The organism is Sphingomonas sp. AC411, from assembly GCF_979253035.1.
In genome coordinates, this window is record NZ_CEEDAQ010000001.1 from 474,134 (window position 1) to 496,965 (window position 22,832).

Here is a 22,832-nt window from a genome sequence, read left to right on the forward strand (position 1 = left end):
CGGCAGCAGCGGATCGCTGCCGGAACCGACGAAGCTGGAGCGCGATAATGTTGAAGCCGGAAACGATACCGGGCGTAGCGGCGGCGGAGAATGGTCTGGTCATGCTAGATGGGCCCGTCGGGCTGGCGATCGCGATGACCCCGGAGGCGGCGGCGGAGACCGGTCGCCGGCTGATCGCCGCGGCGGAGATCGCAGCGACCCAGGTGGCCACCAAGGCGACCGACGAACTGCCGCTGGACTGAGCGGAACGGTCGCCCGCCGCGGCGGGTCAGGGGCTAATTGCCCCGTGCCGCTTCCTCTGTGTGACTTTATCTCTATGCTACCCGGTACATCGACCGGGAGATCCATGTGCAGTTTCTATACCTCGCCGCCAGTGCCGTTGCGCTGATGGCGTCTACATCCGTCGTCGCGCAGACTGGTGCAGCCACCACGACACCCGCCGCGAACCTCTTGCTCGCCGACTGGACCGGCCCGACCGGCGGGGTGCCGCCATGGGACAAGGTTCGCCCCGAGTTGTTCCCGCAGGCGTTCGAGACCACGCTGGCCGAGCGCACCGCGGACTACCGCAAGATCGCCGACAATCCCGCCAAGCCGACCTTTGCAAACACGATCGTGCCGATGCAGCTTGCCGGCAAGCGTTACGGCCAGGTGATGACGCTGTTCGGCGTGATGACCGGCAACATGAACACGCCAGCCTATCAGAAGCTCGACCGCGAATGGTCGCCCAAATTCTCCGCAGCGTCGGATGCGATCACGTTCGACAAGCCGCTGTTCGCGCGCATCCAGGCGATCTACGACACGCGCAATTCGAGCGGGCTGAACGCGCAGCAGATCCGGCTCGTGACGCGGATCTACGACAGCTATGTGCGGCAGGGCGCCAAGCTGAACGATGCGCAGAAGGCGCAGCTTTCGCAGTATAACCAGCAGCTTGCGACCGCGTTCTCGACGTTCGGCGAGAAGTTGCTCGCGGACGAGAGCAAGGCGATCTCGGTCACCGACGAGGCGCAACTCGCCGGGTTGCCCGATAGCGTGAAGGCGGTCGCCAAGGCTGCGGCGGCCGAGCGGAAGCTGCCGGGCTTCGCGATCGTCAACACGCGGTCGGCGGTCGATCCGGTGCTGACCTATGCCACCGACCGGGCGCTGCGCGAGAAGGTGTGGCGTGCGTTCGTCAACCGCGGCGACAATGGCGGTGCGAACGACACAAACGCAACGATCGCGCAGATCGTCAAGCTGCGCGCCGATCGCGCGCACCTGCTCGAGTTCAAGACGCATGCCGACTGGCGGATGCAGGACACGATGGCGAAGACGCCCGCTGCGGCGATGGACCTGATGATGCGCGTCTGGCCCGCCGCGAAGGGACGCGTCGCCGAAGAGGTCGCGGACATGCAGAAGGTCGCGGGCACCTCGCTGACGATCGAGCCATGGGATTACCGCTTCTATCAGGAGAAGGTCCGCAAGGCGCGGTACGACTTGGATCAGGCGCAGCTGAAGCCGTATTTCGAGCTCGGCAACATCATCCAGGGGTCGCTGTACGCCGCCAACCGGCTGTACGGGCTGAACTTCAAGGAGATCACCGGCACCGTTCCCGTGTTCGAACCGAACATGCGGGTTTGGAGCGTGACGGACAAGGCTGGCAAGGACGTCGGGCTGTTCTATCGCGACGATTTCGCGCGGACCGGTAAGCGATCGGGCGCGTGGGCGAACACGTATCGTGGCCAGCGTGGCCTCGCGCCGGCACAGCTCGTGCTGTCGTCGAACAACAATAATTTCGCCAAGGGTGCGCCCGGCGAGCCGATCCTGATCAGCCTCGACGATGCGCAGACGCTGTTCCACGAGTTCGGCCATGCGATCCATGCGATGCTCCAGAACGTCTATTATCCAGGGCTCGCCGGCACGCCGCGCGACTTCGTGGAGTATCCGAGCCAAGTGAACGAGCATTGGCTGCTGACCCGCGACGTGCTCGACAAATACGCGCGGCATTACCAGACCAAGGCCGCAATGCCGCAGGACCTGCTCGACAAGATCGAGAAATCGCGCACCTTCAACCAGGGCTTTGCGACCACCGAATATCTCTCGTCGGCGATCGTCGACATGAAGATCCACACCGTGCCGGACGGCGTGATCGACCCGGATAAGTTCGAGGCCGCGACGCTCGCCGAGATCGGCATGCCGAAGCAGTTGGTGATGCGTCACCGCGTGCCGCAGTTCCAGCACCTGTTCGCGTCGGACAGCTATTCGGCGGGCTATTACAGCTACCTCTGGTCCGAGACGATGGACGCCGACACGTTCGCGGCATTCGAGGAAGCGGGCAGCCCATGGGACAAGGCGACGGCGGACAAGTTCGCCAAGGTCCTATTGTCGACGGGTAACGAGACCGATCGTGCCGAGGCGTATCGCGCCTTCCGCGGTCGCGATCCGGACGTGAACGCACTGCTCAAGAAGCGCGGCTTTGTCCCGACACAAGCGGCGCAGGGAGCTAAATGATGGCGAGCAGCACACTTCCGCCCGAGAAGAACCACCGTCTCAAATCCATCCTCGGCGGGTCGGCAGGCAACCTCGTCGAGTGGTTCGACTGGTACGTCTATTCCGCGTTCGGGCTGTATTTCGCGCCGGTGTTCTTCCCCAAGGGCAATTCGACCGCGCAATTGATGAGCGTCGCCGCGGTGTTCGCGGTCGGCTTCCTGATGCGGCCGATCGGTGCGTGGGTGATGGGCATCTATGCCGATCGCCACGGGCGCAAATCAGGCCTGACGCTGTCGGTGACGCTGATGTGCGCGGGCTCGTTCCTGATCGCGATCACGCCGGGCTTTGCGACGATCGGCTGGATCGCACCGGCGCTGTTGATCCTCGCGCGGCTGATGCAGGGCCTGAGCGTCGGCGGTGAATATGGCGCGAGTGCGGTGTATCTGTCGGAGATGGCGGGCAAGTCGCGACGCGGCTTCTTCTCCAGCTTCCAGTACGTCACGCTGATCGCGGGGCAGTTGCTGGCGCTCGGCGTGCTGCTGCTGTTGCAGTCGACGCTCAGCGAAGGGCAGCTCGACGCATGGGGTTGGCGCATTCCGTTCGCGATCGGCGGCGTGCTGGCACTGGTCGTTTTCCGTATTCGTCGCGGGTTGCTCGAGACGGAGAGCTATCAGAATGCGAAGTCGGACGGCGCGCCGAAATCGAGCGGGTGGCTGCTGTTCAGCAAATACCCGCGCGAGGCGTTCACCGTGCTGCTGCTGACGGCCGGCGGTACGCTCGCCTTCTATGCGTATACGACGTACATGCAGAAGTTCCTGGTTAACACGAGCGGGTTCAGCCGTGAGTCCGCGACGCTGATCATGACCGCGGCGCTGGCGCTGTATGCGGCGTTCCAGCCCTTGGCGGGGGCGTTGTCGGACCGGATCGGTCGGAAACCGCTGATGGTCGGGTTCGGGATCGCCGGCGTGCTGTGCACGGTGCCGATCTTCACCGTGCTCGAAACCGCGACCAACCCCTATTTGGCGTTCGGCTTGGTGGTCGGATCGCTGTTCATCGTCACCGGCTACACCGCGATCAACGCGGTGGTGAAGGCGGAACTATTCCCCGCGCATGTCCGCGCGCTCGGCGTGGCGTTGCCGTATGCGCTGGCGAACACGATGTTCGGCGGCACCGCGGAATATGTCGCGCTGTGGCTCAAGAACGAGGGCATGGAGCGTGGATTCTATTGGTATGTGACCGCGATGATCGGCGTGTCGCTGATCGTGTACCTCCGCATGAAGGATACGCGGACACACAGCCAGATCCTGGAGGATTGAGCTACTGCTCCTCTCCCCTCCGGGGAGAGGGAGCAGAAGAGTTATCGCGGCAGTTCGATGATTGCGTCGAGGCCGCCTTCGGCTCGGTTGACCAGGCGGATCTCCCCGCCGGCCTCGCGTACGATCGCCTGCGCCAGGGCCAGCCCGAGGCCGATTCCCCCGTCTCGCGGTTGCGCGAACTCTCCAGCCGCGTGAAGGCGTCGAACACGTCGCCCATCCGGTCCTCGGGAATGCCGGGGCCCTGATCTGCCACGACGATCGCGACCGTCTTGGCACCCGCCTCGACGCGGACCTCCGCCGAGACGCCGTATTTCACCGCATTCTCGATCAAATTGCGCACCGCACGTCGCATCAGCGACGGGCGCAGGCGCATCCGCAGCCGGTCCGCCTCGACGAAGCTCACCTCGCAGCCGAGATCGCGGAAATCCTCGACCACCGCGTCGACCAGCGCGGCCAGATCGACATCGGTCGGCGGCTCGCTCGGCCGCCCGAGCCGCGCGAGCGACAGGATATCGTCGAGCGTCCGGTTCATCTCCGCCACGGTGTCGATCATCTTCGCGCGATCCGTGTCGTCCTCGACCGACTCGATCCGCACCCGCAGCGCGGCGAGCGGCGTACGCAGGTCGTGCCCGATCGCGCCAAGCATCCGGTCCTTCTCGTCGAGCATCCCCGTCACGCGCAGCCGAAGCGCATTGAACGCGGTGATCAGCGCGGCGACGTCGTCGGGGCCGCGCGCAGGGAGCGGCGGGCTCGGTTCGCCCGGCCGGAACCGCTCCGCCGCCTCGCGCAGATCGCGCAACGGTCGCGACATTCGGCGGACGATCCACAGCACCGGTAACAGGACGACGATGTAGAGGATCGCGGTCTGGCTCAGCAATGCGACCAGCAGCCGCCAGCCCGGCTGAGGCCAGGGCGCGGTGATCGTCAGCCAGCCGCGGCCGGGCTGTTCGACCGACATCAGCAACGTGGCGCCATCGCGGTTGCTACGGCGGACCCCGGCCCGGCGGCGGGTGTCGCGATCCCCGCCGGTATCCGCCGATGTCGACGGCTGGAGCCCGGTATCGATCCGTCCGACCGTGACGCCCTGATCCGCGAGTTGGCGGCGTAGCTCCGCGGCTACCTCGGGGTGGCGCTCATACCCCGATGGCGGGATCGGGTTGGCGGCAAGCCGGCGAACGCGACCGCGGTCTGCAACGAGGGGGCGACCGCCATGCGCCTCCCGGTCGAGCGCATCGGCGATCCGCGTCGCGACCGGCCGGGTAGCCTGAGAAAGACGAAATTCGATCCGATCGCGAAGAACCAACCCGAAATTGATCGCCTGCGCGACGAACAGCGCCAGTGCGATCAGCAACGCCATCTGGCCCGCGAGGCTCCGCGGCCAAGGCCGGATCATGGTTGCCGGATCACCGGCGGCGCATCACAGCCGGGTCACTTCGGCGGCGAGCGTATAGCCGCCGCCCCAGACCGTCTTGATCAGCTCGGGCGTCTTGGCATCCGCCTCGATCTTGCGGCGCAATCGGCTGACCTGGTTGTCGATCGCGCGATCGAACGCCGCCGCCTCGCGCCCCTGCGTCAGGTCGAGCAACTGGTCGCGGGTGAGCACCTGGCGCGGACGGGTGACGAGCGCGAGCAGCAGGTTATACTCGCCGGTCGACAGCGGCACCGACACGCCCTCGCGGTCGACCAGCGCTCGCTCGCCCGATTTCAGTACCCAGCCGGCAAAGGCATAGGCGTTCGCCTCGGGCGCATGCTGCCGCGCACCGCCCGCGGTCGCCCGCCGCAGGATGACCTTCACGCGGGTCGCGAGTTCGCGGGGCGAAAACGGCTTCACCACGTAATCGTCGGCGCCCATCTCCAGCCCGATGATCCGGTCGGTCTCCTCGGTCCGCGCGGTCAGCAGGATCACCGGCACGTCGCTGGTCGCGGCGATGTGGCGGCACAGCGACAGCCCGTCCTCGCCGGGCATCATGATATCGAGAATGACGAGATCGATCGCATAGGCGGTCAGCCGCGTCCGCGCGCTCTCCGCATCGCCCGCTTGCGTGACGCGAAACCCCTGTTTGGTGAGGTACGCGGCCAACGGCTCGCGGATCGAGCGCTCGTCGTCGACGAGCAACAGATGCGGCATATCTCCCATCGGGGCAGTGTCTCAGCATGGCGGCTGTCCAGGGGAAGCACCGGGGACGCGGTGCCTCCCCTTTCCGGATTATCGAGCAGGGGCGGAGACGGGGCGGGCCGGGTTACGCCCTCGCGGCGTTCGCGCCGGTCGACGCGGCGCATCTCGGCGGCATTGGCGCGCTCGGTCGCGTCGATCGTGCCGTCGCGGTTGGCGTCCATCCGGTCGAACCGCTTGAGCGCGCGCGCCTCGAACTCCTCGCGCGTCACGCTGCCGTCCCGGTTCGGATCCATCCCGCGACCCATGCCGTCATGCTTGCGACCGCCCGGCGGGGAACGGGCACATCGCGACCGTTCGCCACCATCCGGTCGTGCATCGCGGTGCGATAGGCGCGCATCTCGCCGGCACTGACGCGGCCGTCGCGGTCGGTATCCATCTGCGCGAACCGGGCGTCGGCCTGCGCGATCGCCTCGGCGCGCGTGATGACGCCGTCGCGGTTCGCATCCTGCCGCATCGGCGGACGTGGGGTCGCGGGGGCAGGGGCGGGGGCGGTCTGCGCGCTGGCAGCGGACGTGATCGCGCTGGCAGCGAGCATCAGGGTAAGGACGGTCTTGCGCATGTCGGACTCCGGCTGTGTGGGACGAGTTCCCACTGAATGACGACGGTCTAAACCCCGGTTGTCGCAGCGTTTTGCCGTCGGGCTGCCAATGTGTCGCAAGATATGTCGGGCGCGCACGCGCCCTCCGCTGGCGTCACGCGAAGATCGCGACGCTCTGCATCTGTTCGGCGATCGGCGTGCCGTCGGTGTTCCAGATCGCCATCTGCTGGCTCGAGCTGCCCTCGCGCGTGTAATCGGTGGTCGCGCGGAGCAGCCACCAGCCGTCGCTCGTCACCGGCTGCGGCCCGAGGATGTTGAGCAGCCACGTCATCGAACTGAGCGGAGCGGGGGCCCCGAGCAGCTTCAGCGCGGCGGGCGGCAGGCAATCGGCGATCGCGATCATCTCGACCATCGGATCGAGGCCCTCGCGCTCGACCAGCCGCGCCCAGCGCAGCCACTCGGCCGGCCCGACACTGTCGTCTCGGCGGTCGAGTAGGTCGAAATTACGCGAGAACGCCACCGCGCTGTGGCCGCGGAAGGTCTGCGTGTCGGCGGTCGGCATCGGGAAGTGGGGCGCCCCGCCGGTCTGATGATCGACGCGCGACTCCACCGCGCCCATGAAGACGAAGGTCGCACGCAGGCCCAGCCCGGCTGCGCTCTCGACATCCGCCTGGACGAACGCCGCGTTGCGACCGCGCCGCAACCGGCTCGCGCGGATGGTGATATCACCCGACAGCGGCCCGATGAACGACACCTGCGCGGACCGCAAGGGCGGCAGGTCGGTGTCGGACTTCTGCGCGGCATAGAGCGCGAGCGCGGCGGAGAATCCGCCATAGGCGGTGCGGCCTTGCAGCCAGTTCTCCGGCACGGTGCCGCGCCAGCCGCCCTCGGTCGGCTCCAGCGCGTCGATCGCCTGTTTGAGACTGGTCATCGGTTTAGCTTTCTCGTCTGCGGGTGATTGCGCGTAGAACGCCGATTTCGCCTCCGTCGTCATCCTGACGAACGTCAGGACCCAGAGCCAAGGACCGGGGCGCTTGTGGCTCTGGGTCCTGACTTTCGTCAGGATGACGGGACTTTTGAGGCGAGCCGATCGCGGAGTTCGCGCTTAAGGACTTTGCCGATCGCGCTGCGTGGCAGTTCGTCCGCGACGTGGAGCGCCGACAGCCGCTGCGTCTTGCCGAGCTGCGCGTTCGCCCACGTCAGGATCGAAGGCGCATCCTCGCTTGCACCATCGCGCGGGACGTAGAAGCCGACCGGCGTTTCTCCCCAGGCGTCGGACGGAACGCCAATCACCGCGCAGTCCGCAACGTCGGGGTGCTGCGCCAGCGCCGTCTCCAGGTCGGACGGATAGATGTTGAACCCGCCCGAGATGATCAGGTCCTTCTTCCGGTCCATCAGCGTGAGGAATCCGTCCTCGTCGAACCGCCCGACATCGCCGTGGCGGATATAGCGGTTGCCGGCTTCGTCATACCATTCGGCATCGCGCGTCGCTTCCGAGCGGCCGTGATAGCCGTTCATCATCGCCGGGCTGCGACCGACGACTTCGCCCATCTCGCCCGGCGCGACCTCGTTGCCGTCGTCGTCGATCAGGCGGATCTCGTGCCCCGGCATCGGCTGGCCGACGGTGTGGAGCTTGGTCGGGTTGGCGGTCGCGTTCAGCGCGCAACTCGCGCCGCCCTCGGTCATGCCGTAGAATTCGACCAGCAATCCCGGCCAACGCGCGACCACGTCGGCCTTCAGCGCGGCGGAGAAGGGGGCGCTGGTGCTGGTCTTGAAGCGGAAGGCCGACAGGTCGAAGTCGTCGAAATCGGGCAGCGCCATGATCCGCTGATACTGGACCGGGACCAGCATCGTGTGCGTCGAGCGGTACCGCTCGGCGAGTTCGAGATACGCGCGGGCCTCGAACTTCTTCATCAGCACGACGGTGCCGCCCCAGCCGAGCGTCGGCAGAAAGCTTACGAGGGTGGTATTCGAATAGAGCGGGGTGGCGATCATCGTCACGGCGGTGTCGAACCCCGCGGCGCTGTTGCGCGCGATATGCGCCCAGCGCATCGCGTGGCTCTGGACGATGCCCTTCGGCGTTCCGGTGGTCCCGGAAGAGTAGATGATGTTGAACGGGTCTTCGGGGGCGATCGCGACGGGCGTTGGCTCAGCTTTGGGGGAGCGAGCCAGTCCTCGAAAGCCTGAAAAGCTAGTTCCCCGCGAAGGCGGGGGCCCAGTCTGGACCCCGCCTTCGCGGGAGAACAAGATCGGGCGGGCCGTCAGTTGCTGTCCCTCCAGCGCCCGCGCATTCTCCCCATCGAGGAACACGATCGGCGCGCCACTATCGGCAATCATCGCCGCGATCGCCGCTGGCGTAGCGGACGGCGCGATCGGCGTCGCGACGCACCCCGCGCGTACCGCACCAAGGAAAGCGGCCGCATAGTCCGTCGTCGGCGCCGCGACGATCGCCACTGCGGTCCCCGGCGCCACCCTGTCGCGCTGCAACGCCGCCGCCACCCGGTCCATCGTCGAATCGAGCGTCCGATAGTCGATGCTACCCTGAGAATCGGCAACCGCGATGCGATCCCCCGTTCGAGCGCATGCGCGTGGATCAGATCGGGCAGCGTGGCGAAGCCCGTGGCGAGCATGTCTGCGGCAGTCGTCATCTGCGCATCGCTAGGCGAACCCGTCCGGCAATGCCATACGGTATATTCGAAAACCGGAATCGAGGAGAGACGGATTTGCTGTTCTACGATAGCGCGCTGCCAGCGCCCAACCCGCGTCGCGTCCGCATCTTCCTCGCCGAAAAGCACGTCCGCGTGCCGATGGCGCAGATCTCGATCCCCAAGGCCGAGCACAAGTCGGCCTCGTTCCTTTCGGTCAATGCACTGGGGCAAACACCCGCACTGGCGTTCGACGATGGTCGCGTGCTGACCGAAAGCGTCGCGATCTGCCGCTATTTCGAGGTGCTGCACCCCGAGCCGCCGCTGTTCGGCCACGGCGCGCACAACATCGCCGAGATCGACATGTGGACGCGGCGGATCGAGCTGCGGCTGATGACGCCGCTGTCGATGGTCTGGCTGCACACGCATCCCTGGACCGCGCGAATCGTCCAGCCGCAATATACCGAGTTCGGCGAGAGCCAGCGCCCGCGCGTGCTGGCGGCGATGACGGAGTTCGATCATGCGCTCGATGGTCGCGACTGGCTCGATGGCGAGCGCTATACGATCGCCGACATCGTCCTGCTGACGACGATCGACTTCGCGAAGTTCGTCGGCATCGCGGTACCCGACGAACTGACGCACCTGAAGGATTGGCATGCCCGTGCGTCGGCTCGTCCGAGTGCGCAGGCATGAGCGACGTCATGCAGGGTGCGGTCGCGATCGTGACCGGCGGCGGCACGGGGATCGGCGCCGCGGTCGTGCGCCGGCTGGCGGCGCGCGGCGTGTCATGCGTCATAAACTACGCGACCAGCCGCGACGAGGCCGAGGCGCTCGCCGCAGAAGTGAGGCAGGGCGCGATCGCGGTGCAGGCGGACATCGTCGACGATGCTGCCTGCCGAGCGCTGGCCAAGGCGGCCACCGACGCGTTCGGGCGGGTCGACTTCCTGGTCAACAATGCCGGCCGCACCAAGTTCGCCGCACATGAGGATCTCGACGCGCTCGACGCCGAGGACTTCCTCGACATCTACCGGCTGAACGCGATTGCACCGTTCCAGATGGTCCGCGCCTGCGCCCCGGCGTTGCGCACGAGCCCGATGGGTGCGGTCGTCAACGTGGCGAGCGTCGCGGGGGTGTTCGGGATGGGATCGTCGGTCGCGTACGCCGCGTCGAAGGGCGCGCTGGTGACGATGACGAAGAGCTTGGCGCGCGTGCTGGCGCCGGAGATCCGGGTCAATGCCGTCGCGCCGGGGTATGTCGCGACCGGCTGGTACGAGAAGAAGCTGGGCGAGGAGGGGTTCGCGAAACTCAACGCCAAGGTCGCGTCGTCGGTACCGATGGGTTTTGCGACCGGGCCCGACGACGTCGCGGGGCCGATCGAGATGCTGCTCGATCCGATAAGCCGGGCGATGACGGGCGAGGTGTTGCTGCTGGATGGCGGCGGGCATCTCGACGTCGCCCTCTCGCGGCGGCCGGGTCGGGACGAGTGAGGGGATCAATGATCTCGGTAAGCGGCGAAAGTTCAATCCTCCCCGCTAGGGGAGGTGGCGCCGTAGGCGACGGAGGGGGAGGGCACGGAACGGCAGCCGCTCCTTTCCGCCCCCTCCGTCTGGCAAGGGCCAGCCACCTCCCCTTGCGGGGAGGATTAACAAGGTCCGCATCGCGAACTTAGCGAGCGGCAAACCGACGTCACGAGCCAAGCTGCCCGATGCGGGCAGTTATTGATGCGGGCAGTTGAGGCATCACCCCGGCGGAGACCGAGGCCCAGATTGAACGGCTCCTGTGACGAAGCGCTGCTTTAAATTTTGCAGCGTCACCCAACTGGGCCCCGGCCTTCGCCGGGGTGGCGTTTGAAAGCGCAACCTCGCCTTCACGTTGCCTTCACACAGAATGGCAGGAGAGGATTTACCGCACCCCGCCTTACGGCCCCCTTACCGAGCAGCCGCAGTCTGCCCGAACAATGTCTTCTTCGCCTCGTCGGTCATCGGGACGTTGGTGTCATGCACCGCCTTGCCCTTCTCATACGCCGCGATCGTCGCCGGCCGCGCCGCGATCGACTCGAACCAGCGCTTCAAATTCGGGAAATCCTCCAGCCGCTGGCCCTGTGCTTCGTACGGCACGATCCACGGGTATGCCGCCATGTCCGCGATCGAATACTCGCCCGCGATGAAGTCGCGCCCTTCGAGCTGGCGGTCGAGCACGCCGTACAGCCGGTTGGTCTCCTTCACGTAGCGATCGATCGCGTACGGAATCTTCTCCGGGGCATACCGATTGAAGTGATGATTCTGCCCGAGCATCGGCCCGAGACCGCCCATCTGCCACATCAGCCACTGGTTCACCGCAGTCCGCCCACGCAGGTCGCCGCCGCCGAACCGTCCGGTCTTCTCAGCCAGATACAAAAGGATCGCACCCGATCTGAAGATCGAGACGGCTTCGCCGCCATCCGCGGGTGCGTGATCGACGATCGCCGGCATCCGGTTGTTCGGCGCGATCTTCAGGAAATCGGGTGCGAATTGTTCGCCCGCACCGATGTTTACCGGCTTGATCGTGTACTCGAGCCCCGCCTCCTCGAGAAACAGCGTGATCTTGTGGCCGTTGGGCGTGGGCCAGTAAAACAGGTCGATCATCGGGGTGCTCCGTCGATTGTGTCGTAGTGCAGATGGGGCAGGGCACGGCGTGCAACAAGCGCAACACGGCGGTCGGATTCGCCAAGAATGCGGCGGCGGGCAAAAGTCGCTTTGCAACGCCGCGAATCTATGCGAGGGAGCCGCATACCCGGTATTCAGATTGCCCGGACGCTCCGCTCCATCGACGATGCGAAGACGAGCCCGGCCACGACGTTGGAGAGGGGATAAGGCGGAAGAGCGACCCGAATGAGGACGCATCTTCCGCCGTCCTTCTCGCGAACCGCCGGTTACACCGCGAAACCCGCAAGACTTTGCTCGGTCGCGACAAACCCGCCCGGCATCGTCATGCCCTCGGCTCGTCGCAGATGTACGGGGATTGCAGCTTTAGCTTGTCTGGTACGGTCGCCATGCCCTAGCGTAAGGTCTGTTTCGACTTCGAGGTATTGCCGATGGCCGTCGCGTATCAGTCCCATCTCGAGATCGCCGATGCCTTGGCGATGAAGCGACGGGGCCTGACGCTCGCGCTGCTCACCTTCACGTATTTCTTCAGTTACATGGACCGTCAGATCCTCGCGATCCTGCTCGAGCGGATCAAGGCGGACCTGTTGTTGACCGATACGCAGCTCGGGCTGCTGTCGGGGCTGGTGTTCGCGATCTTCTATGCGACGCTGGGAATCCCGGTCGCGCGACTCGCGGATCGGACTAGCCGGCGCAACATCATCGCGGCCAGCCTGACGATCTGGAGCGCGATGACCGCGCTGTGCGGGCTTGCGCAGAACTTCACGCAGTTGATGCTGTTCCGGATCGGCGTCGGCATCGGCGAGGCGGGGTCGAGCCCGCCCAGCCATTCGATCATCGCCGACCTGTATCCGCCCGAGAAGCGCGCGAGCGCGATGGCGGTATATTCGCTCGGCGTGGTACTCGGCGCAGGCTTCGGCACGCTGATCGGCGGAGTCGTCGCGCACTCTACGGCTGGCGGATCGCGATGATGACGGTCGGCCTGCCGGGAATCGCGCTCGCGGTCCTCGTCCGCCTGTTCATGGTCGAGCCGCGCCGCGGCCTGTCCGATGCTGCCCGCGCTACCGAGGTGAAGCCGATGCCCAGCGTCGCGCAAGGCTTCGCGTCGATGTGGGCGAGTGCCCCGGCGCGGCATCTGGTGGTCGGTGTCACGCTCACTTCGATGATCGGCTATGCGCTGACCGGCTGGGGGCCGAGCTATATGCAGCGCTCGCTGGGCGTCTCGATGCTCGATATCTCGCGTTATGTCGCGTTGCCGGGGGCGTTGTTCGGCGCGGTCTCGGCGCTTGCGGGCGGCAAGATCGCGGACGTGCTGGCGAAGCGCCACGGGCTGCATGTGCAGGCCTGGGTCGTGCTGGGGATGAAGGGGCTGTCGCTGCCGTTCGCGCTCGCCTTCTACCTGATCGATGCGCCGGCGATCGCGATCGGCAGCTATTTCGTCTCGCTGATCTTCGCCAATTCTTATCTCGGGCCGAGCTTCGCGCTGATCCAGCATCTCGCGCCGTTGCAGATCCGCGCGATGTGGGCGGCGATCACGCTGCTGGTGATCAACTTGGTCGGGCTCGGGCTTGGGCCGACGCTGGTAGGGTGGCTGAGCGATCTGTTGAAGCCGGGATTCGGCGAGGATCTCGCTACGGTATGCTCTGGTGATCATCGTGTTGATGACGCCGTGGGCGCTGTTCCATTATTGGCGCGCCGGGGTTCTGTTGAAGCGGGACGAAGATTTGGCCAGGTGACGTACGCCTTCTTCGCCATCCTGACGAAAGTCAGGACCCAGGATCGCAGGGGATGGCGTTCGTAACTTTGGGTCCTGACTTTCGTCAGGATGACGGGGTGGGGGCGGGCGTTGGCGATCCCCACACGGTCGCAAGATGATTGAGGGGATACTGCTTACTCGAGCTATCCGTTGGGCCCGTCTTCCAGCATCCACGCCAGCGCACTCGCCCGGTCGTCGAACACCGCCATGTCGTCGCGCACCGACGCGATCCGCTTGACCTGCAACCGCGCGAGCTTGCCGTCGGTATACAGCGCGACCTTGCGCGACTTCAGCGGCATCGACACCGCGACGCGTTGGAGCATTGCGATCACTTCCTGTGGCTGAATCGCGGACTTCGAGAAATTGCAGAGCAGCATGTGGCGTTTGCCGGTTGCCAGCACGCGCCGTCCCTCGCGCTCCAGGTCGCGCAGGAATTCCTCGACATGCGCGATCGTCCAGAAGCCGGACGCGTCGACCTCGATGATACCCGTCGCAAGATCGGTCGTTATGGTGTGCATGCGGCCTCCGTGAAGGCCAGAAATCAACTGTCAGCGGTTAATGCGGCGTAACCAAACCGTTCCGGCTGCGAACGTCGACCAGTCTGGGGAGAACGGTCAGGCCTTCGCCATCCGATCGTCGAACAGGCCGTACATCAACGTCGAGGCATACATCGCGATCGCCCGTTCACGCGGCATCGTCGACGCCCACTTCCGCATGTCGAACGCCGCATTCTGGAGCGCCATCAACGCCTGCGCCGCGATCAGCGCATCGACCGCGCGGATCGAGCATTCGCCGATCCCGTCCATCATCATGCCCGCATAGCGCCGCGCGATGCCGTTCGAGCGATCGACCATCGCATTGCGCACGCCGACCGGCAGGCCGCTCAGCGCCGTGGTACGTAGCAGCGGCCCGCGCTCGGCGAACTGGACGTCGAGCAAGGTCGCGACGGTGCTCGACAGCTTGTGCCAGTAACTGCCGCCCTCGGCTTCGCCGCGGCTCTGTGCATCGGCGATGGTGTCGAAGCTGCGACGGTAGCAGGCGATGACGAGATCGTCCTTCGCATCGAGATGGTGGTAGAAGCTGCCCTTGGTGACGTTCAGTTCGGATGCGATCTTCTGCACAGATGCGCCGCGATAGCCGAGTTCGTTGATCAGGCGCGTCGCCGCCAGCAGGAACGCCTCGCGCCCAGGCTCCGCCTCGTCATGGCTCAGATCGAGCAGGGTGGGCGACCATTTGGCGTCCTTGCCCGCGATGCCGTGCGCGAACACGTCCATCAGCCGTTCCTCGACGCGCCCGTACTGATCGGGCTCGTAGCGCGTCAGCCAGATCGGCAACCAGAACGTGTTCTCGAGCAGCACATGCGCGCGTGCGCCGTTGAGATCGGTCTGCGCGCGCGAAGAGGCCGGCCCCCACAACAGGCGCGTGCGGCGGAACACCTCGCGCCAGCCCGCCATCAGCCGGCCGCGCATCGGCTCCTCGGTCGCGCGCAGATCGGAGAGGACCGCGAACGCCTTCTCCTCGCCGCGCTGGATGCGGGCGAGACGATCCATATTGAGCGCGAGGTAGCGCCGCACGCGCTCCTCCGGCGTCGCCTCCTCCATTGCGACGTCGAGCATCGCGATCAAGGATCTGAGCGTGTTCTCGAACGCCGCCGCCGCGAGGTCTTCCTTACGCTTGAAATAATAGGTAACGCTGGTCGTGTTGAGCCCGACGCGCCGCGCCACGTCCGCGAACGTCATGCCCTTGGCACTCTGTTCGTTGATCGCTTCTGCCGCCGCGGCGAGGATCGCGTCACGCTTCGCACGGAAGCGCTTGGTCCCCTGTTCGCTCTCGTCGCTGGCCTCTGCCGGAACCTTCATCGAAACACCCTAACAGCTTCGATTTGAAGATACAGTGCTTTTTAGGCGCTTTCAGGGCGGACTTGAAAACACGCTTTCCGGGCCCCGCACACGCTTTACCGAATACGCGGTATGGTCTAACCCGTCTCAAAAGCGATGACGAACGGAGAGCCCGCATGGATTTTACGCTGAGCGAACGAGAGACGTATTTCCGGGATCGGGTCCGCGATTTCATCGACCAGAATATCCGCCCGCGGCAGGCCGATTACGACCACCAGGCGCATGAGGGCGAGCGCTGGAAGGTGATTCCGGTGATCGAGGAGATGAAGGAGAAGGCGAAGGCCGCCGGCCTCTGGAATTTCTTCATGCCGCCGCATTCGGGCCAGACGCACGTCGATGATTCTTTCGCGTTCGAAGGCTCCCAGCTGACCAATCTCGAATATGCGTTATGCGCGGAGGAGATGGGCAAGGTCGGCTGGGCGAGCGAGTGTTTCAACTGTTCGGCGCCCGATACCGGCAACATGGAGGTGTTTCACCGCTATGGCACGCGCGAGCAGAAGGACCGGTGGCTCGGGCCGCTGATGCGCGGCGAGATCCGTTCGGCGTTCCTGATGACCGAGCCCGCGGTGGCGTCGTCGGATGCGACCAACATCGAGACGTCGATGGTGCGCGATGGCGATCACTACGTGATCAACGGCACGAAGTGGTGGTCGAGCGGCGTCGGTGATCCGCGCTGCAAGATCGCGATCGTCATGGGCAAGACGAGCTTCGAGGGTTCGCGGCACCAGCAGCAGAGCCAGATCCTGGTGCCGATGGACACGCCCGGGGTGACGATCAAGCGGATGCTGTCGGTCTATGGTTACGACCATGCGCCGCACGGGCATGGCGAGGTGGTGCTGGAGAACGTCCGCGTGCCGGTCGAGAACGTGCTGCTCGGCGAGGGCCGCGGGTTCGAGATCGCGCAGGGGCGGCTCGGGCCAGGCCGTATCCATCACTGCATGCGCACCATCGGCGTGGCCGAGACCGCGATCGAGGCGATGGCGCGGCGACTGCTCGACCGCGTCGCGTTCGGCAAGCGGATCGCCGACTTCTCGGTCTGGGAGGAGCGGATCGCGACCGCGCGCATCGACATCGAGATGACGCGACTGCTCTGCCTCAAGGCGGCGGACATGATGGACAAGGCGGGCAACAAGTCGGCGCAGATCGAGATCTCGATGATCAAGGTCGCCGCGCCGAACATGGCGCTGCGGATCCTCGACGACGCGATCCAGGCGCATGGCGGCGGTGGCGTCTCTGGCGATTTCCGGTTGGCGCATGACTGGGCGGCGATGCGGACGCTGCGGTTCGCGGACGGCCCGGACGAGGTCCACAACCGCTCGATCGCGCGCAACGAGTTCGGGAAGTATGGCGACTTCCGGAAAGGTGGCGTGTCGAGCGGGGATGTCGGGGTGAGCCGGTAACCCCATCCGCATCCTTCCGTTCGTCCCGAGTAGGCATCGAGCTTGTCGAGATGGCGTATCGAGGGACCTGTAGCCGAACGCAGGTCCTTCGATACGGGTTCTCGACTTCGCTCGACCCCTACTCGGGACGAACGGCAAAATTTGTAACGGTGTTTTTACGGCAGTGTTTCCGGAGCTCAGTGCATGAAAGCCGCAGTCCTTTTCGAAGCCGACACTCCGCTCAGCATCGAGGACGTGACCGTCTCGAAGCCGACGGCCCACGAGGTGCTTATCCGCACGATGGCGGTCGGCGTGTGCCGGTCCGACCTCCATTTCGTCGACGGCGCCTATCCGCACGCCATGCCGACGATCCCCGGCCATGAGGCGTGCGGCGTCGTCGAAGCGATCGGCGACGAAGTGCGCGGCGTGAAGGTCGGCGACCATGTCGTGACCTGTCTCTCGGCCTTCTGCGGCCAGTGCGAGTTCTGCGTCACCGGGCGGATGTCGCTGTGCATCGATGCCAGCGTGCGCCGTCCGAAGGGCGCCGCACCGCGCCTCATGCTCGGCGACCGGCCGATCGCGCAGATGCTGAACCTCAGCGCGTATGCCGAGATGATGCTGGTCCACGAACACGCGTGCGTCGCGATCGACCGCGACATGCCGATGGACCGCGCGGCGTTGCTCGGCTGCGCGATCACGACGGGGGCGGGGGCGGTGTTCAACACCACCGACGTGACGCCGGGCGAGACGGTGTGCGTGGTGGGTTGCGGCGGTATCGGCCTCGCGGCGGTCAATGCGGCCAAGATCGCAGGCGCGGGGAAGATCATCGCGCTCGATCCGGTGCCTGAAAAGCGCGCGATGGCGGAAAAGCTCGGCGCGACGCACAGCATCGACGCGCTGTCCGATACCGCCGCCGATCAGGTCGTGGAGATCACCAAGGGCGGCGTGCATCACGCGATCGAGGCGGTCGGGCGTACGCAGTCGGCTGCCACGGCGGTGAAGGTCCTGCGACGCGGGGGCACTGCGACGATCCTCGGGATGATGCCGCTCGGCGAGAAGGTCGGGCTGTCGGCGATGGACCTGCTGTCGGGCAAGCGGTTGCAGGGCGGCTTCATGGGCTCGAACCGCTTCCCGGTCGACATCCCGCGGCTGGTCGATTTCTATATGCGCGGGCTGCTCGATCTCGACACTATCATCGCCGACCGGATGCCGCTGGAGCGGATCAACGACGCGTTCGACGAGCTTCGTCGCGGTGACACCACCCGCAGCGTGATCACCTTCTCGTGACGAGCGACGCAGCCACCAGCATGGTCGGCACGATCGAAGTCGGCGAGCGCGACAAGCTCGACCTCGACGCACTCGGGACGTGGATGACGGGCAACGTGCCGGGTTATGCCGGGCCGCTCACCTACGCTAAGTTCGCCGGCGGGCAGTCGAACCCGACCTACCGCCTTGATACGCCGACCCGCGCCTACGTCCTGCGCCGGAAACCGTTCGGCCCGATCCTGCCGAGCGCGCATGCCGTTGATCGCGAATACCGTGTCATCGCGGGGCTTCATCCGACCGGCTTTCCCGTGCCGCGCCCTTATGGTCTCTGCGAAGACGCGGCCGTGATCGGCTCGGCCTTCTACGTCATGGAAATGGTCGAGGGCCGGACGATCTGGGACGGCGCGATGCCGGGCGCGGCTCCGCCTGAGCGCACCGCGCATTACGAAGCGATGGTCGACACGCTCGCCGCGCTCCATAACACCGATTATGCGGCCGCGGGGCTGGGCGACTACGGCAGGCCCGGCAATTATTTCGAACGTCAGGTCGGCCGCTGGACCAAGCAATACCGTGCCGCCGAGACCGAACATATGGAGTCGGTCGAGCGGCTGATCGAATGGTTGCCAAGAACGCTCCCCGAGCAAACGCGGACCTCGATCGTCCACGGCGACTACCGCATCGACAACATGATCTTCGCACCGACGGAGCCGAAGGTCATCGCGGTGCTCGACTGGGAGTTGTCGACGCTCGGCGATCCGCTGGCCGACTTCTCGTATCTGCTGATGAGCTGGGTGACCGAACCCGAAGGGCGCTCGGGCGTGCTCGGCATGACCGGGCCGGAGACGGGCATCCCGACGATCGAGCAGGTCGTCGAGCGTTATTGCGCCGCCACCGGCCGCGACGGCGTGCCCGATCTCAACTGGTATTTCGCCTACAACCTCTTCCGGCTGACCGGTATCGTCCAGGGTATCAAGAAGCGCATCGTCGATGGCACTGCATCGAGTGCGCAGGCAGAGAAGACGGTGGCGAAGATCCACGGGCTGGCGGACGCTGCCTGGAGCTTCGCGGTGAAGGCGGGGGCCTGATTCCCTCCCGCTTGCGGGAGGGTTTATGGGAGGGGCTGACCTGGCCTCGGTTTGAAACGTTGCGGAAAGATCGGGCCCTCCTCGACCCCTCCCGCATGCGGGAGGGGAGCAGTAGAAGATGTCGCAGTTCGATCTGACGGGACAAGTCGCCATCGTTACCGGATCCTCGCGAGGGATCGGCCTCGCCTCCGCGCGAGAACTGGCCGAGCACGGCGCGAAGGTCGTGATCTCCAGCCGGAAACAAGACGCCTGCGACACCGTTGCCGCGGAACTCAACGCCAGGCACGGAGACGGCACCGCGATCGCCATCGCCGCCAACATTTCCGACAAGGCTGGCCTCCAGAACCTCGTCGACCAGACCCGAGCCCATTTCGGCCGCATCGACACCCTAGTCTGCAACGCCGCCTCGAACCCCTATTACGGCCCCCAAGCCGGCATCGCCGACGACCAGTTCCGCAAAATCCTCGACAACAACATCGTCTCCAACCACTGGCTGATCCAGATGGTCGCGCCCGAGATGCTGGAGCGCCGCAGCGGCAGCATAATCATCATCTCGTCGATCGGCGGACTGCGCGGTTCACCGGTGATCGGCGCCTATTGCATCAGCAAGGCCGCCGACATGCAACTCGCGCGCAACCTCGCAGTCGAGTTCGGCCCGTCCAACGTCCGCGTGAACTGCATCGCCCCAGGTCTGATCAAGACCGACTTCGCGCGAGCGCTGTGGGAAGACCCGCAACGGATCGAGGCGGCGAACACCAGCGTGCCGCTCCGCCGGATCGGCGAACCCGAGGAGATCGCCGGCGCGGTCGTCTTTCTCGCCTCGCAGGCCAGCGCCTTCATGACCGGCCAGACGATGGTCATCGACGGCGGCGTCACGATCTAACCGGAAGGGAACCCCATGCGTTTCGAGAACAAGTCGATCATCGTCACCGGCGCAGGTTCGGGCATCGGCCGCGCCGCCGCGCTCCTGTTCGCGAGCGAAGGGGCAAGGTCATCGTCGCCGACAAGACCGAGGGTGCCGACGAGACCGCGCACATGATCACCGAGGCCGGCGGCATCGCGCACGCGATCCGGATGGACGCCGGGCTGGAGGAGGACGTGATCCGCACGGTCGCGCTCGCGTGCGACAGTTTCGGCGGACTCGACGTGATGTTCGCCAATGCGGGCATCTCGGGCGGCATGGCGAACCTGTTCGACACCGATGTCGCGCTGATCACCGAGGTGCTGCGCGTCAACCTGATCGGCCCGTTCCTCGCGATCAAGCATGCCGCGCCGCGTATCGCCGAACGGGGCAAGGGGGCTATCGTCCTCACCGCGAGCGTCGCCGGCATCCGCTCGGGCGCCGGCTCGCCCGCCTATTCGGCCTCGAAGGCCGGCGTCATCAACCTCGCTGCCGTCTCCGCGCAGCAACTCACCGGCTCGAACGTCCGCGTCAACGCGATCTGCCCCGGCCTGACCGAGACCGGCATGACCAAGCCCGTGTTCGATTACGCGCGCGAGGCGAACAAGATGGACCGCGTCGGCCGCCTCAACCCGCTCCACCGCGGCGCGCAGCCCGAGGAACTGGCGAAGGTGGCACTGTTCCTCGCCTCCGACGACGCCAGCTACGTCAACGGCCAGGCGATCGCGGTCGATGGGGGCTCTCGTCGAGCCACCCGGTGACGCGGCAGGAATACGGCAAGACCGCCGCCTGACTTGCGGTTGTAACGGCAAAGCGACAGGATATGCGTGTAACAGGGAGTATGCGTGATGAGGCTGTTCCGGTTGGTCCTGTCGATTTTGCCTGCCGCGACCGTATCCGCAGCGGCGCAAGTTCCGCCGCCTGTAATTAGCATACCATTCCCGCATGCCGGACCTTCGGCTGGGCCTGCGAGCGGGCCGGTCTTCGTGACCTGGACCGCTACGGACATACGCTGCGCCGGTGTTCCCGTGGCATTCCAACGGCCGCCGGCGGTCATGCCCGCGTTCGGCTGGTCGTCCAGTATCGGCATGAAGCCAGTGGCGTACAGCTTCACGATCGATCCGACCGGTCGTCCGCTGGACATCAAACGCGTCGCGAAGGGGTATGTGGTTGCAGGCGAGGATCTCACACCGGCGCTGGCGGTCGGGCAGTTCGCGGCCGGTGCCGCGCGGAGCGCGTGCAGCCTGACTTTCGTACCCGCGCCACAACCTATCGCTGCCGCACCGGTGGCGTCGGTGATGGCCTATACGATGTTTCCCCAGCAAACGCCGACGGCGGAGATGTGGGCGAGCGTGAAGCCGACTGGCTCCACCTGCTACGATCCGCCGCCGCAGGTCCGCAACCGCGCATTTCCGGATTTCGACGCGATCCCGAAGCAACCGGGTCGGCAAAGTTGGAGCATGATCGGCTTCGACATCGACGAGGCAGGCAAGCCTATCCACGTGAAGCCCGTGGCAGGGAACGGCAATGCGGCGCTGGAAGCGGCGTCGATGACCGCGATCACGGAGTCGCGGTTCGCGCCCGGCGCCCGGATCGGCTGCCAATATCCGTATTGGGTCGGGTCTGCGACCATGCCGGCGCCGCCGATGCCGGAGGAAGCGAAATTCCGTGCGGCCGCGGCAACCTGTCCTTCCAAAGCTGAATGGGCTGTGGAGCCGAACCTTACCTATCCCGAGCAGTTTCGGCGTCGCGCGGTAGAGGGATGGGCCCTGGTTGGCTACGATGTCGCGCCGTGGGGCCAGACGGGCAACGTCCGTGTCCTCGCGGCGCAACCCGCCGAGGAGTTTGGCGAGCAGGCGGTGCGGTTGTTGACGGCGGCGAAGCGGGCACCGTCCGCAACTGGCTATACCGGCTGCATCGACCGGGTGCATTTCCGGATGGGGCCGACCGTACGGAAGCCCGGCGCGCCGCCCGTCATATTCGATCCCCGCAACCCGCCTATTGAACAACAGGCATTGCACCCGGTCCGCTTGCGTAACGACTTTGTGGGGACCATTTGAGCGCGCGGGCGTTTCACGTCCGACCCCATTCATGAAGGAGAAACCCCATGGCTTTCGAACTCCCACCGCTGCCTTACGCTTATGACGCGCTCGAGCCGGTGATCGACCAGGAAACGATGAAGTTTCATCACGACAAGCATCACGCGGCGTACACCGCAAAGCTGAACGAAGGCGTCGAGAAGGATCTCGGCGCTGCAGGGCAAGTCGATCGAGGACATCCTCGGCATGATCTCGTCGCAGCCGCCGCTGGTGCGCAACAATGGAGGTGGTTTCTGGAACCACGACTTCTTCTGGAAGACGATGGCGGCCAAGAACGGCCAGACACCGTCGGGCAAGCTGGCCGAGGCGATCGATCGCGATTTCGGCAGCCTCGACAAGCTGAAGGAAGAGTTCAACACCAAGGGCGCGGGACAGTTCGGCTCGGGCTGGGCTTGGCTGATCGCGGATGCGAGCGGCAAGCTGAAGGTGACGAGCACGCCGAACCAGGACAACCCGCTGATGGACGACGCCAAAGAGCCCGGCACCCTGTTGCTGGGCAACGACGTGTGGGAGCACGCCTATTACCTGACGTACAAGAATGACCGTCCCGGCTATCTGAAGGCCTGGTGGGACATCGTAAACTGGGATGTCGTCGGGGAGCGCTACGCGAAGGTTGCGGGCTGAGTGAAGTTCCCTCCCGCTTGCGGGAGGGGCTAGGAGGGCTCGAC

At 65.7% G+C, this 22,832-nt stretch carries 19 protein-coding genes and 4 pseudogenes; 14 read left to right on the forward strand and 9 right to left on the reverse strand.

All coding sequences use genetic code 11. The features are described from left to right. Positions 1–47: 47 nt before the first annotated feature. The 3 genes from AC0IX7_RS02485 (at position 48) to AC0IX7_RS02495 (ending at position 3,779) form a co-directional block, all read left to right on the forward strand. On the forward strand, positions 48–242 hold the full coding sequence (locus tag AC0IX7_RS02485) for a hypothetical protein (RefSeq protein WP_471810350.1): 195 nt from the start codon (positions 48–50) through the stop codon (positions 240–242). A 106-nt stretch (positions 243–348) separates the two neighbouring features. Further along, positions 349–2,484 (forward strand): M3 family metallopeptidase, encoded by a 2,136-nt coding sequence (locus AC0IX7_RS02490; RefSeq protein WP_471810352.1) that lies wholly within the window; start codon positions 349–351, stop codon positions 2,482–2,484. Next, a complete protein-coding gene (locus tag AC0IX7_RS02495; RefSeq protein WP_248521788.1) occupies positions 2,484–3,779 on the forward strand; it encodes an MFS transporter in 1,296 nt (431 codons plus the stop codon). Before AC0IX7_RS02490 ends, AC0IX7_RS02495 begins: the two co-directional genes overlap by 1 nt. Positions 3,780–3,820: 41 nt before the next feature. On the opposite strand, the pseudogene AC0IX7_RS02500 reads toward AC0IX7_RS02495, so the two are convergent. The 6 genes and pseudogenes from AC0IX7_RS02500 to AC0IX7_RS02525 all read right to left on the reverse strand — a co-directional run bounded on the left by AC0IX7_RS02500 (position 3,821) and on the right by AC0IX7_RS02525 (position 9,055). Next, positions 3,821–5,136 (reverse strand): annotated as a pseudogene (locus tag AC0IX7_RS02500) (ATP-binding protein). 60 nt (positions 5,137–5,196) lie between these two features. After that, positions 5,197–5,898: a response regulator gene (locus AC0IX7_RS02505; protein ID WP_471813692.1), complete on the reverse strand. Its 702-nt coding sequence runs from the start codon at positions 5,896–5,898 to the stop codon at positions 5,197–5,199. Next, positions 5,784–6,200: a hypothetical protein gene (locus AC0IX7_RS02510; RefSeq protein ID WP_471810353.1), complete on the reverse strand. Its 417-nt coding sequence runs from the start codon at positions 6,198–6,200 to the stop codon at positions 5,784–5,786. The genes AC0IX7_RS02505 and AC0IX7_RS02510 overlap by 115 nt, the downstream gene beginning before the upstream one ends. After that, positions 6,161–6,514: an EF-hand domain-containing protein gene (locus AC0IX7_RS02515; RefSeq protein WP_471810355.1), complete on the reverse strand. Its 354-nt coding sequence runs from the start codon at positions 6,512–6,514 to the stop codon at positions 6,161–6,163. Before AC0IX7_RS02515 ends, AC0IX7_RS02510 begins: the two co-directional genes overlap by 40 nt. Before the next feature lie 133 nt (positions 6,515–6,647). Further along, positions 6,648–7,424, reverse strand: a complete 777-nt coding sequence (locus AC0IX7_RS02520) for an acyl-CoA thioesterase (RefSeq protein WP_471810357.1) — start codon at positions 7,422–7,424, stop codon at positions 6,648–6,650. A 128-nt stretch (positions 7,425–7,552) separates the two neighbouring features. After that, positions 7,553–9,055, reverse strand: a complete 1,503-nt coding sequence (locus AC0IX7_RS02525; protein ID WP_471813694.1) for a class I adenylate-forming enzyme family protein — start codon at positions 9,053–9,055, stop codon at positions 7,553–7,555. Positions 9,056–9,216: 161 nt separating this feature from the next. On the opposite strand from AC0IX7_RS02525, the gene AC0IX7_RS02530 reads away from it, so the two are divergent. Together AC0IX7_RS02530 and AC0IX7_RS02535 are read left to right on the forward strand one after the other, a co-directional pair. After that, positions 9,217–9,831: a glutathione S-transferase family protein gene (locus AC0IX7_RS02530; protein ID WP_248521778.1), complete on the forward strand. Its 615-nt coding sequence runs from the start codon at positions 9,217–9,219 to the stop codon at positions 9,829–9,831. Beyond that, the gene (locus AC0IX7_RS02535) at positions 9,828–10,625 is read left to right on the forward strand and encodes an SDR family NAD(P)-dependent oxidoreductase (protein WP_471810359.1); all 798 of its coding nucleotides are present in this window, start codon (positions 9,828–9,830) and stop codon (positions 10,623–10,625) included. The genes AC0IX7_RS02530 and AC0IX7_RS02535 overlap by 4 nt, the downstream gene beginning before the upstream one ends. A gap of 441 nt (positions 10,626–11,066) precedes the next feature. Here AC0IX7_RS02535 and AC0IX7_RS02540 read toward each other — a convergent pair whose 3' ends face one another. Next, positions 11,067–11,762 (reverse strand): glutathione binding-like protein, encoded by a 696-nt coding sequence (locus AC0IX7_RS02540; RefSeq protein ID WP_471810361.1) that lies wholly within the window; start codon positions 11,760–11,762, stop codon positions 11,067–11,069. Positions 11,763–12,316: 554 nt separating this feature from the next. On the opposite strand from AC0IX7_RS02540, the pseudogene AC0IX7_RS02545 reads away from it, so the two are divergent. Further along, positions 12,317–13,581 (forward strand): annotated as a pseudogene (locus AC0IX7_RS02545) (spinster family MFS transporter). A gap of 98 nt (positions 13,582–13,679) precedes the next feature. Here AC0IX7_RS02545 and AC0IX7_RS02550 read toward each other — a convergent pair. Together AC0IX7_RS02550 and AC0IX7_RS02555 are read right to left on the reverse strand one after the other, a co-directional pair. After that, positions 13,680–14,054 (reverse strand): hypothetical protein, encoded by a 375-nt coding sequence (locus AC0IX7_RS02550; protein ID WP_471810363.1) that lies wholly within the window; start codon positions 14,052–14,054, stop codon positions 13,680–13,682. A gap of 96 nt (positions 14,055–14,150) precedes the next feature. Then, positions 14,151–15,395 carry a TetR/AcrR family transcriptional regulator gene (locus AC0IX7_RS02555; RefSeq protein WP_471810365.1) on the reverse strand — a complete coding sequence of 415 codons (1,245 nt, stop codon included), beginning with the start codon at positions 15,393–15,395 and terminating at the stop codon, positions 14,151–14,153. Positions 15,396–15,550: 155 nt separating this feature from the next. On the opposite strand from AC0IX7_RS02555, the gene AC0IX7_RS02560 reads away from it, so the two are divergent. The 8 genes and pseudogenes from AC0IX7_RS02560 to AC0IX7_RS02595 all read left to right on the forward strand — a co-directional run bounded on the left by AC0IX7_RS02560 (position 15,551) and on the right by AC0IX7_RS02595 (position 22,788). Then, a complete protein-coding gene (locus tag AC0IX7_RS02560; protein WP_471810367.1) occupies positions 15,551–16,834 on the forward strand; it encodes an acyl-CoA dehydrogenase family protein in 1,284 nt (427 codons plus the stop codon). A gap of 183 nt (positions 16,835–17,017) precedes the next feature. Next, the gene (locus AC0IX7_RS02565; RefSeq protein WP_471810369.1) at positions 17,018–18,100 is read left to right on the forward strand and encodes a Zn-dependent alcohol dehydrogenase; all 1,083 of its coding nucleotides are present in this window, start codon (positions 17,018–17,020) and stop codon (positions 18,098–18,100) included. Positions 18,101–18,120: 20 nt separating this feature from the next. Continuing rightward, on the forward strand, positions 18,121–19,164 hold the full coding sequence (locus AC0IX7_RS02570; protein WP_471813696.1) for a phosphotransferase family protein: 1,044 nt from the start codon (positions 18,121–18,123) through the stop codon (positions 19,162–19,164). A 118-nt stretch (positions 19,165–19,282) separates the two neighbouring features. Continuing rightward, positions 19,283–20,047, forward strand: a complete 765-nt coding sequence (locus AC0IX7_RS02575) for an SDR family oxidoreductase (RefSeq protein ID WP_471810370.1) — start codon at positions 19,283–19,285, stop codon at positions 20,045–20,047. A 15-nt stretch (positions 20,048–20,062) separates the two neighbouring features. Beyond that, positions 20,063–20,858 (forward strand): annotated as a pseudogene (locus tag AC0IX7_RS02580) (SDR family NAD(P)-dependent oxidoreductase). A gap of 235 nt (positions 20,859–21,093) precedes the next feature. Further along, positions 21,094–22,125: a TonB family protein gene (locus AC0IX7_RS02585; RefSeq protein WP_471810372.1), complete on the forward strand. Its 1,032-nt coding sequence runs from the start codon at positions 21,094–21,096 to the stop codon at positions 22,123–22,125. A gap of 47 nt (positions 22,126–22,172) precedes the next feature. Next, a pseudogene (locus tag AC0IX7_RS02590) lies at positions 22,173–22,250 on the forward strand (superoxide dismutase); the annotation flags it as partial. Positions 22,251–22,350: 100 nt separating this feature from the next. Further along, the gene (locus tag AC0IX7_RS02595; protein ID WP_471810374.1) at positions 22,351–22,788 is read left to right on the forward strand and encodes a superoxide dismutase; all 438 of its coding nucleotides are present in this window, start codon (positions 22,351–22,353) and stop codon (positions 22,786–22,788) included. The last annotated feature ends 44 nt before the right edge of the window (positions 22,789–22,832 follow it).

Coding starts and splice junctions, on each gene's coding strand:
- AC0IX7_RS02535 (WP_471810359.1), top strand. CDS start 9,828: ATGAGCGACGTCATGCAGGGTGCGGTCGCGATCGTGACCGGCGGCGGC.
- AC0IX7_RS02595 (WP_471810374.1), top strand. CDS start 22,351: ATGATCTCGTCGCAGCCGCCGCTGGTGCGCAACAATGGAGGTGGTTTC.
- AC0IX7_RS02575 (WP_471810370.1), top strand. CDS start 19,283: ATGTCGCAGTTCGATCTGACGGGACAAGTCGCCATCGTTACCGGATCC.
- AC0IX7_RS02570 (WP_471813696.1), top strand. CDS start 18,121: ATGGTCGGCACGATCGAAGTCGGCGAGCGCGACAAGCTCGACCTCGAC.
- AC0IX7_RS02540 (WP_471810361.1), bottom strand. CDS start 11,762: ATGATCGACCTGTTTTACTGGCCCACGCCCAACGGCCACAAGATCACG.
- AC0IX7_RS02485 (WP_471810350.1), top strand. CDS start 48: ATGTTGAAGCCGGAAACGATACCGGGCGTAGCGGCGGCGGAGAATGGT.
- AC0IX7_RS02555 (WP_471810365.1), bottom strand. CDS start 15,395: ATGAAGGTTCCGGCAGAGGCCAGCGACGAGAGCGAACAGGGGACCAAG.
- AC0IX7_RS02520 (WP_471810357.1), bottom strand. CDS start 7,424: ATGACCAGTCTCAAACAGGCGATCGACGCGCTGGAGCCGACCGAGGGC.
- AC0IX7_RS02510 (WP_471810353.1), bottom strand. CDS start 6,200: ATGGGTCGCGGGATGGATCCGAACCGGGACGGCAGCGTGACGCGCGAG.
- AC0IX7_RS02565 (WP_471810369.1), top strand. CDS start 17,018: ATGAAAGCCGCAGTCCTTTTCGAAGCCGACACTCCGCTCAGCATCGAG.
- AC0IX7_RS02495 (WP_248521788.1), top strand. CDS start 2,484: ATGGCGAGCAGCACACTTCCGCCCGAGAAGAACCACCGTCTCAAATCC.
- AC0IX7_RS02560 (WP_471810367.1), top strand. CDS start 15,551: ATGGATTTTACGCTGAGCGAACGAGAGACGTATTTCCGGGATCGGGTC.
- AC0IX7_RS02550 (WP_471810363.1), bottom strand. CDS start 14,054: ATGCACACCATAACGACCGATCTTGCGACGGGTATCATCGAGGTCGAC.
- AC0IX7_RS02515 (WP_471810355.1), bottom strand. CDS start 6,514: ATGCGCAAGACCGTCCTTACCCTGATGCTCGCTGCCAGCGCGATCACG.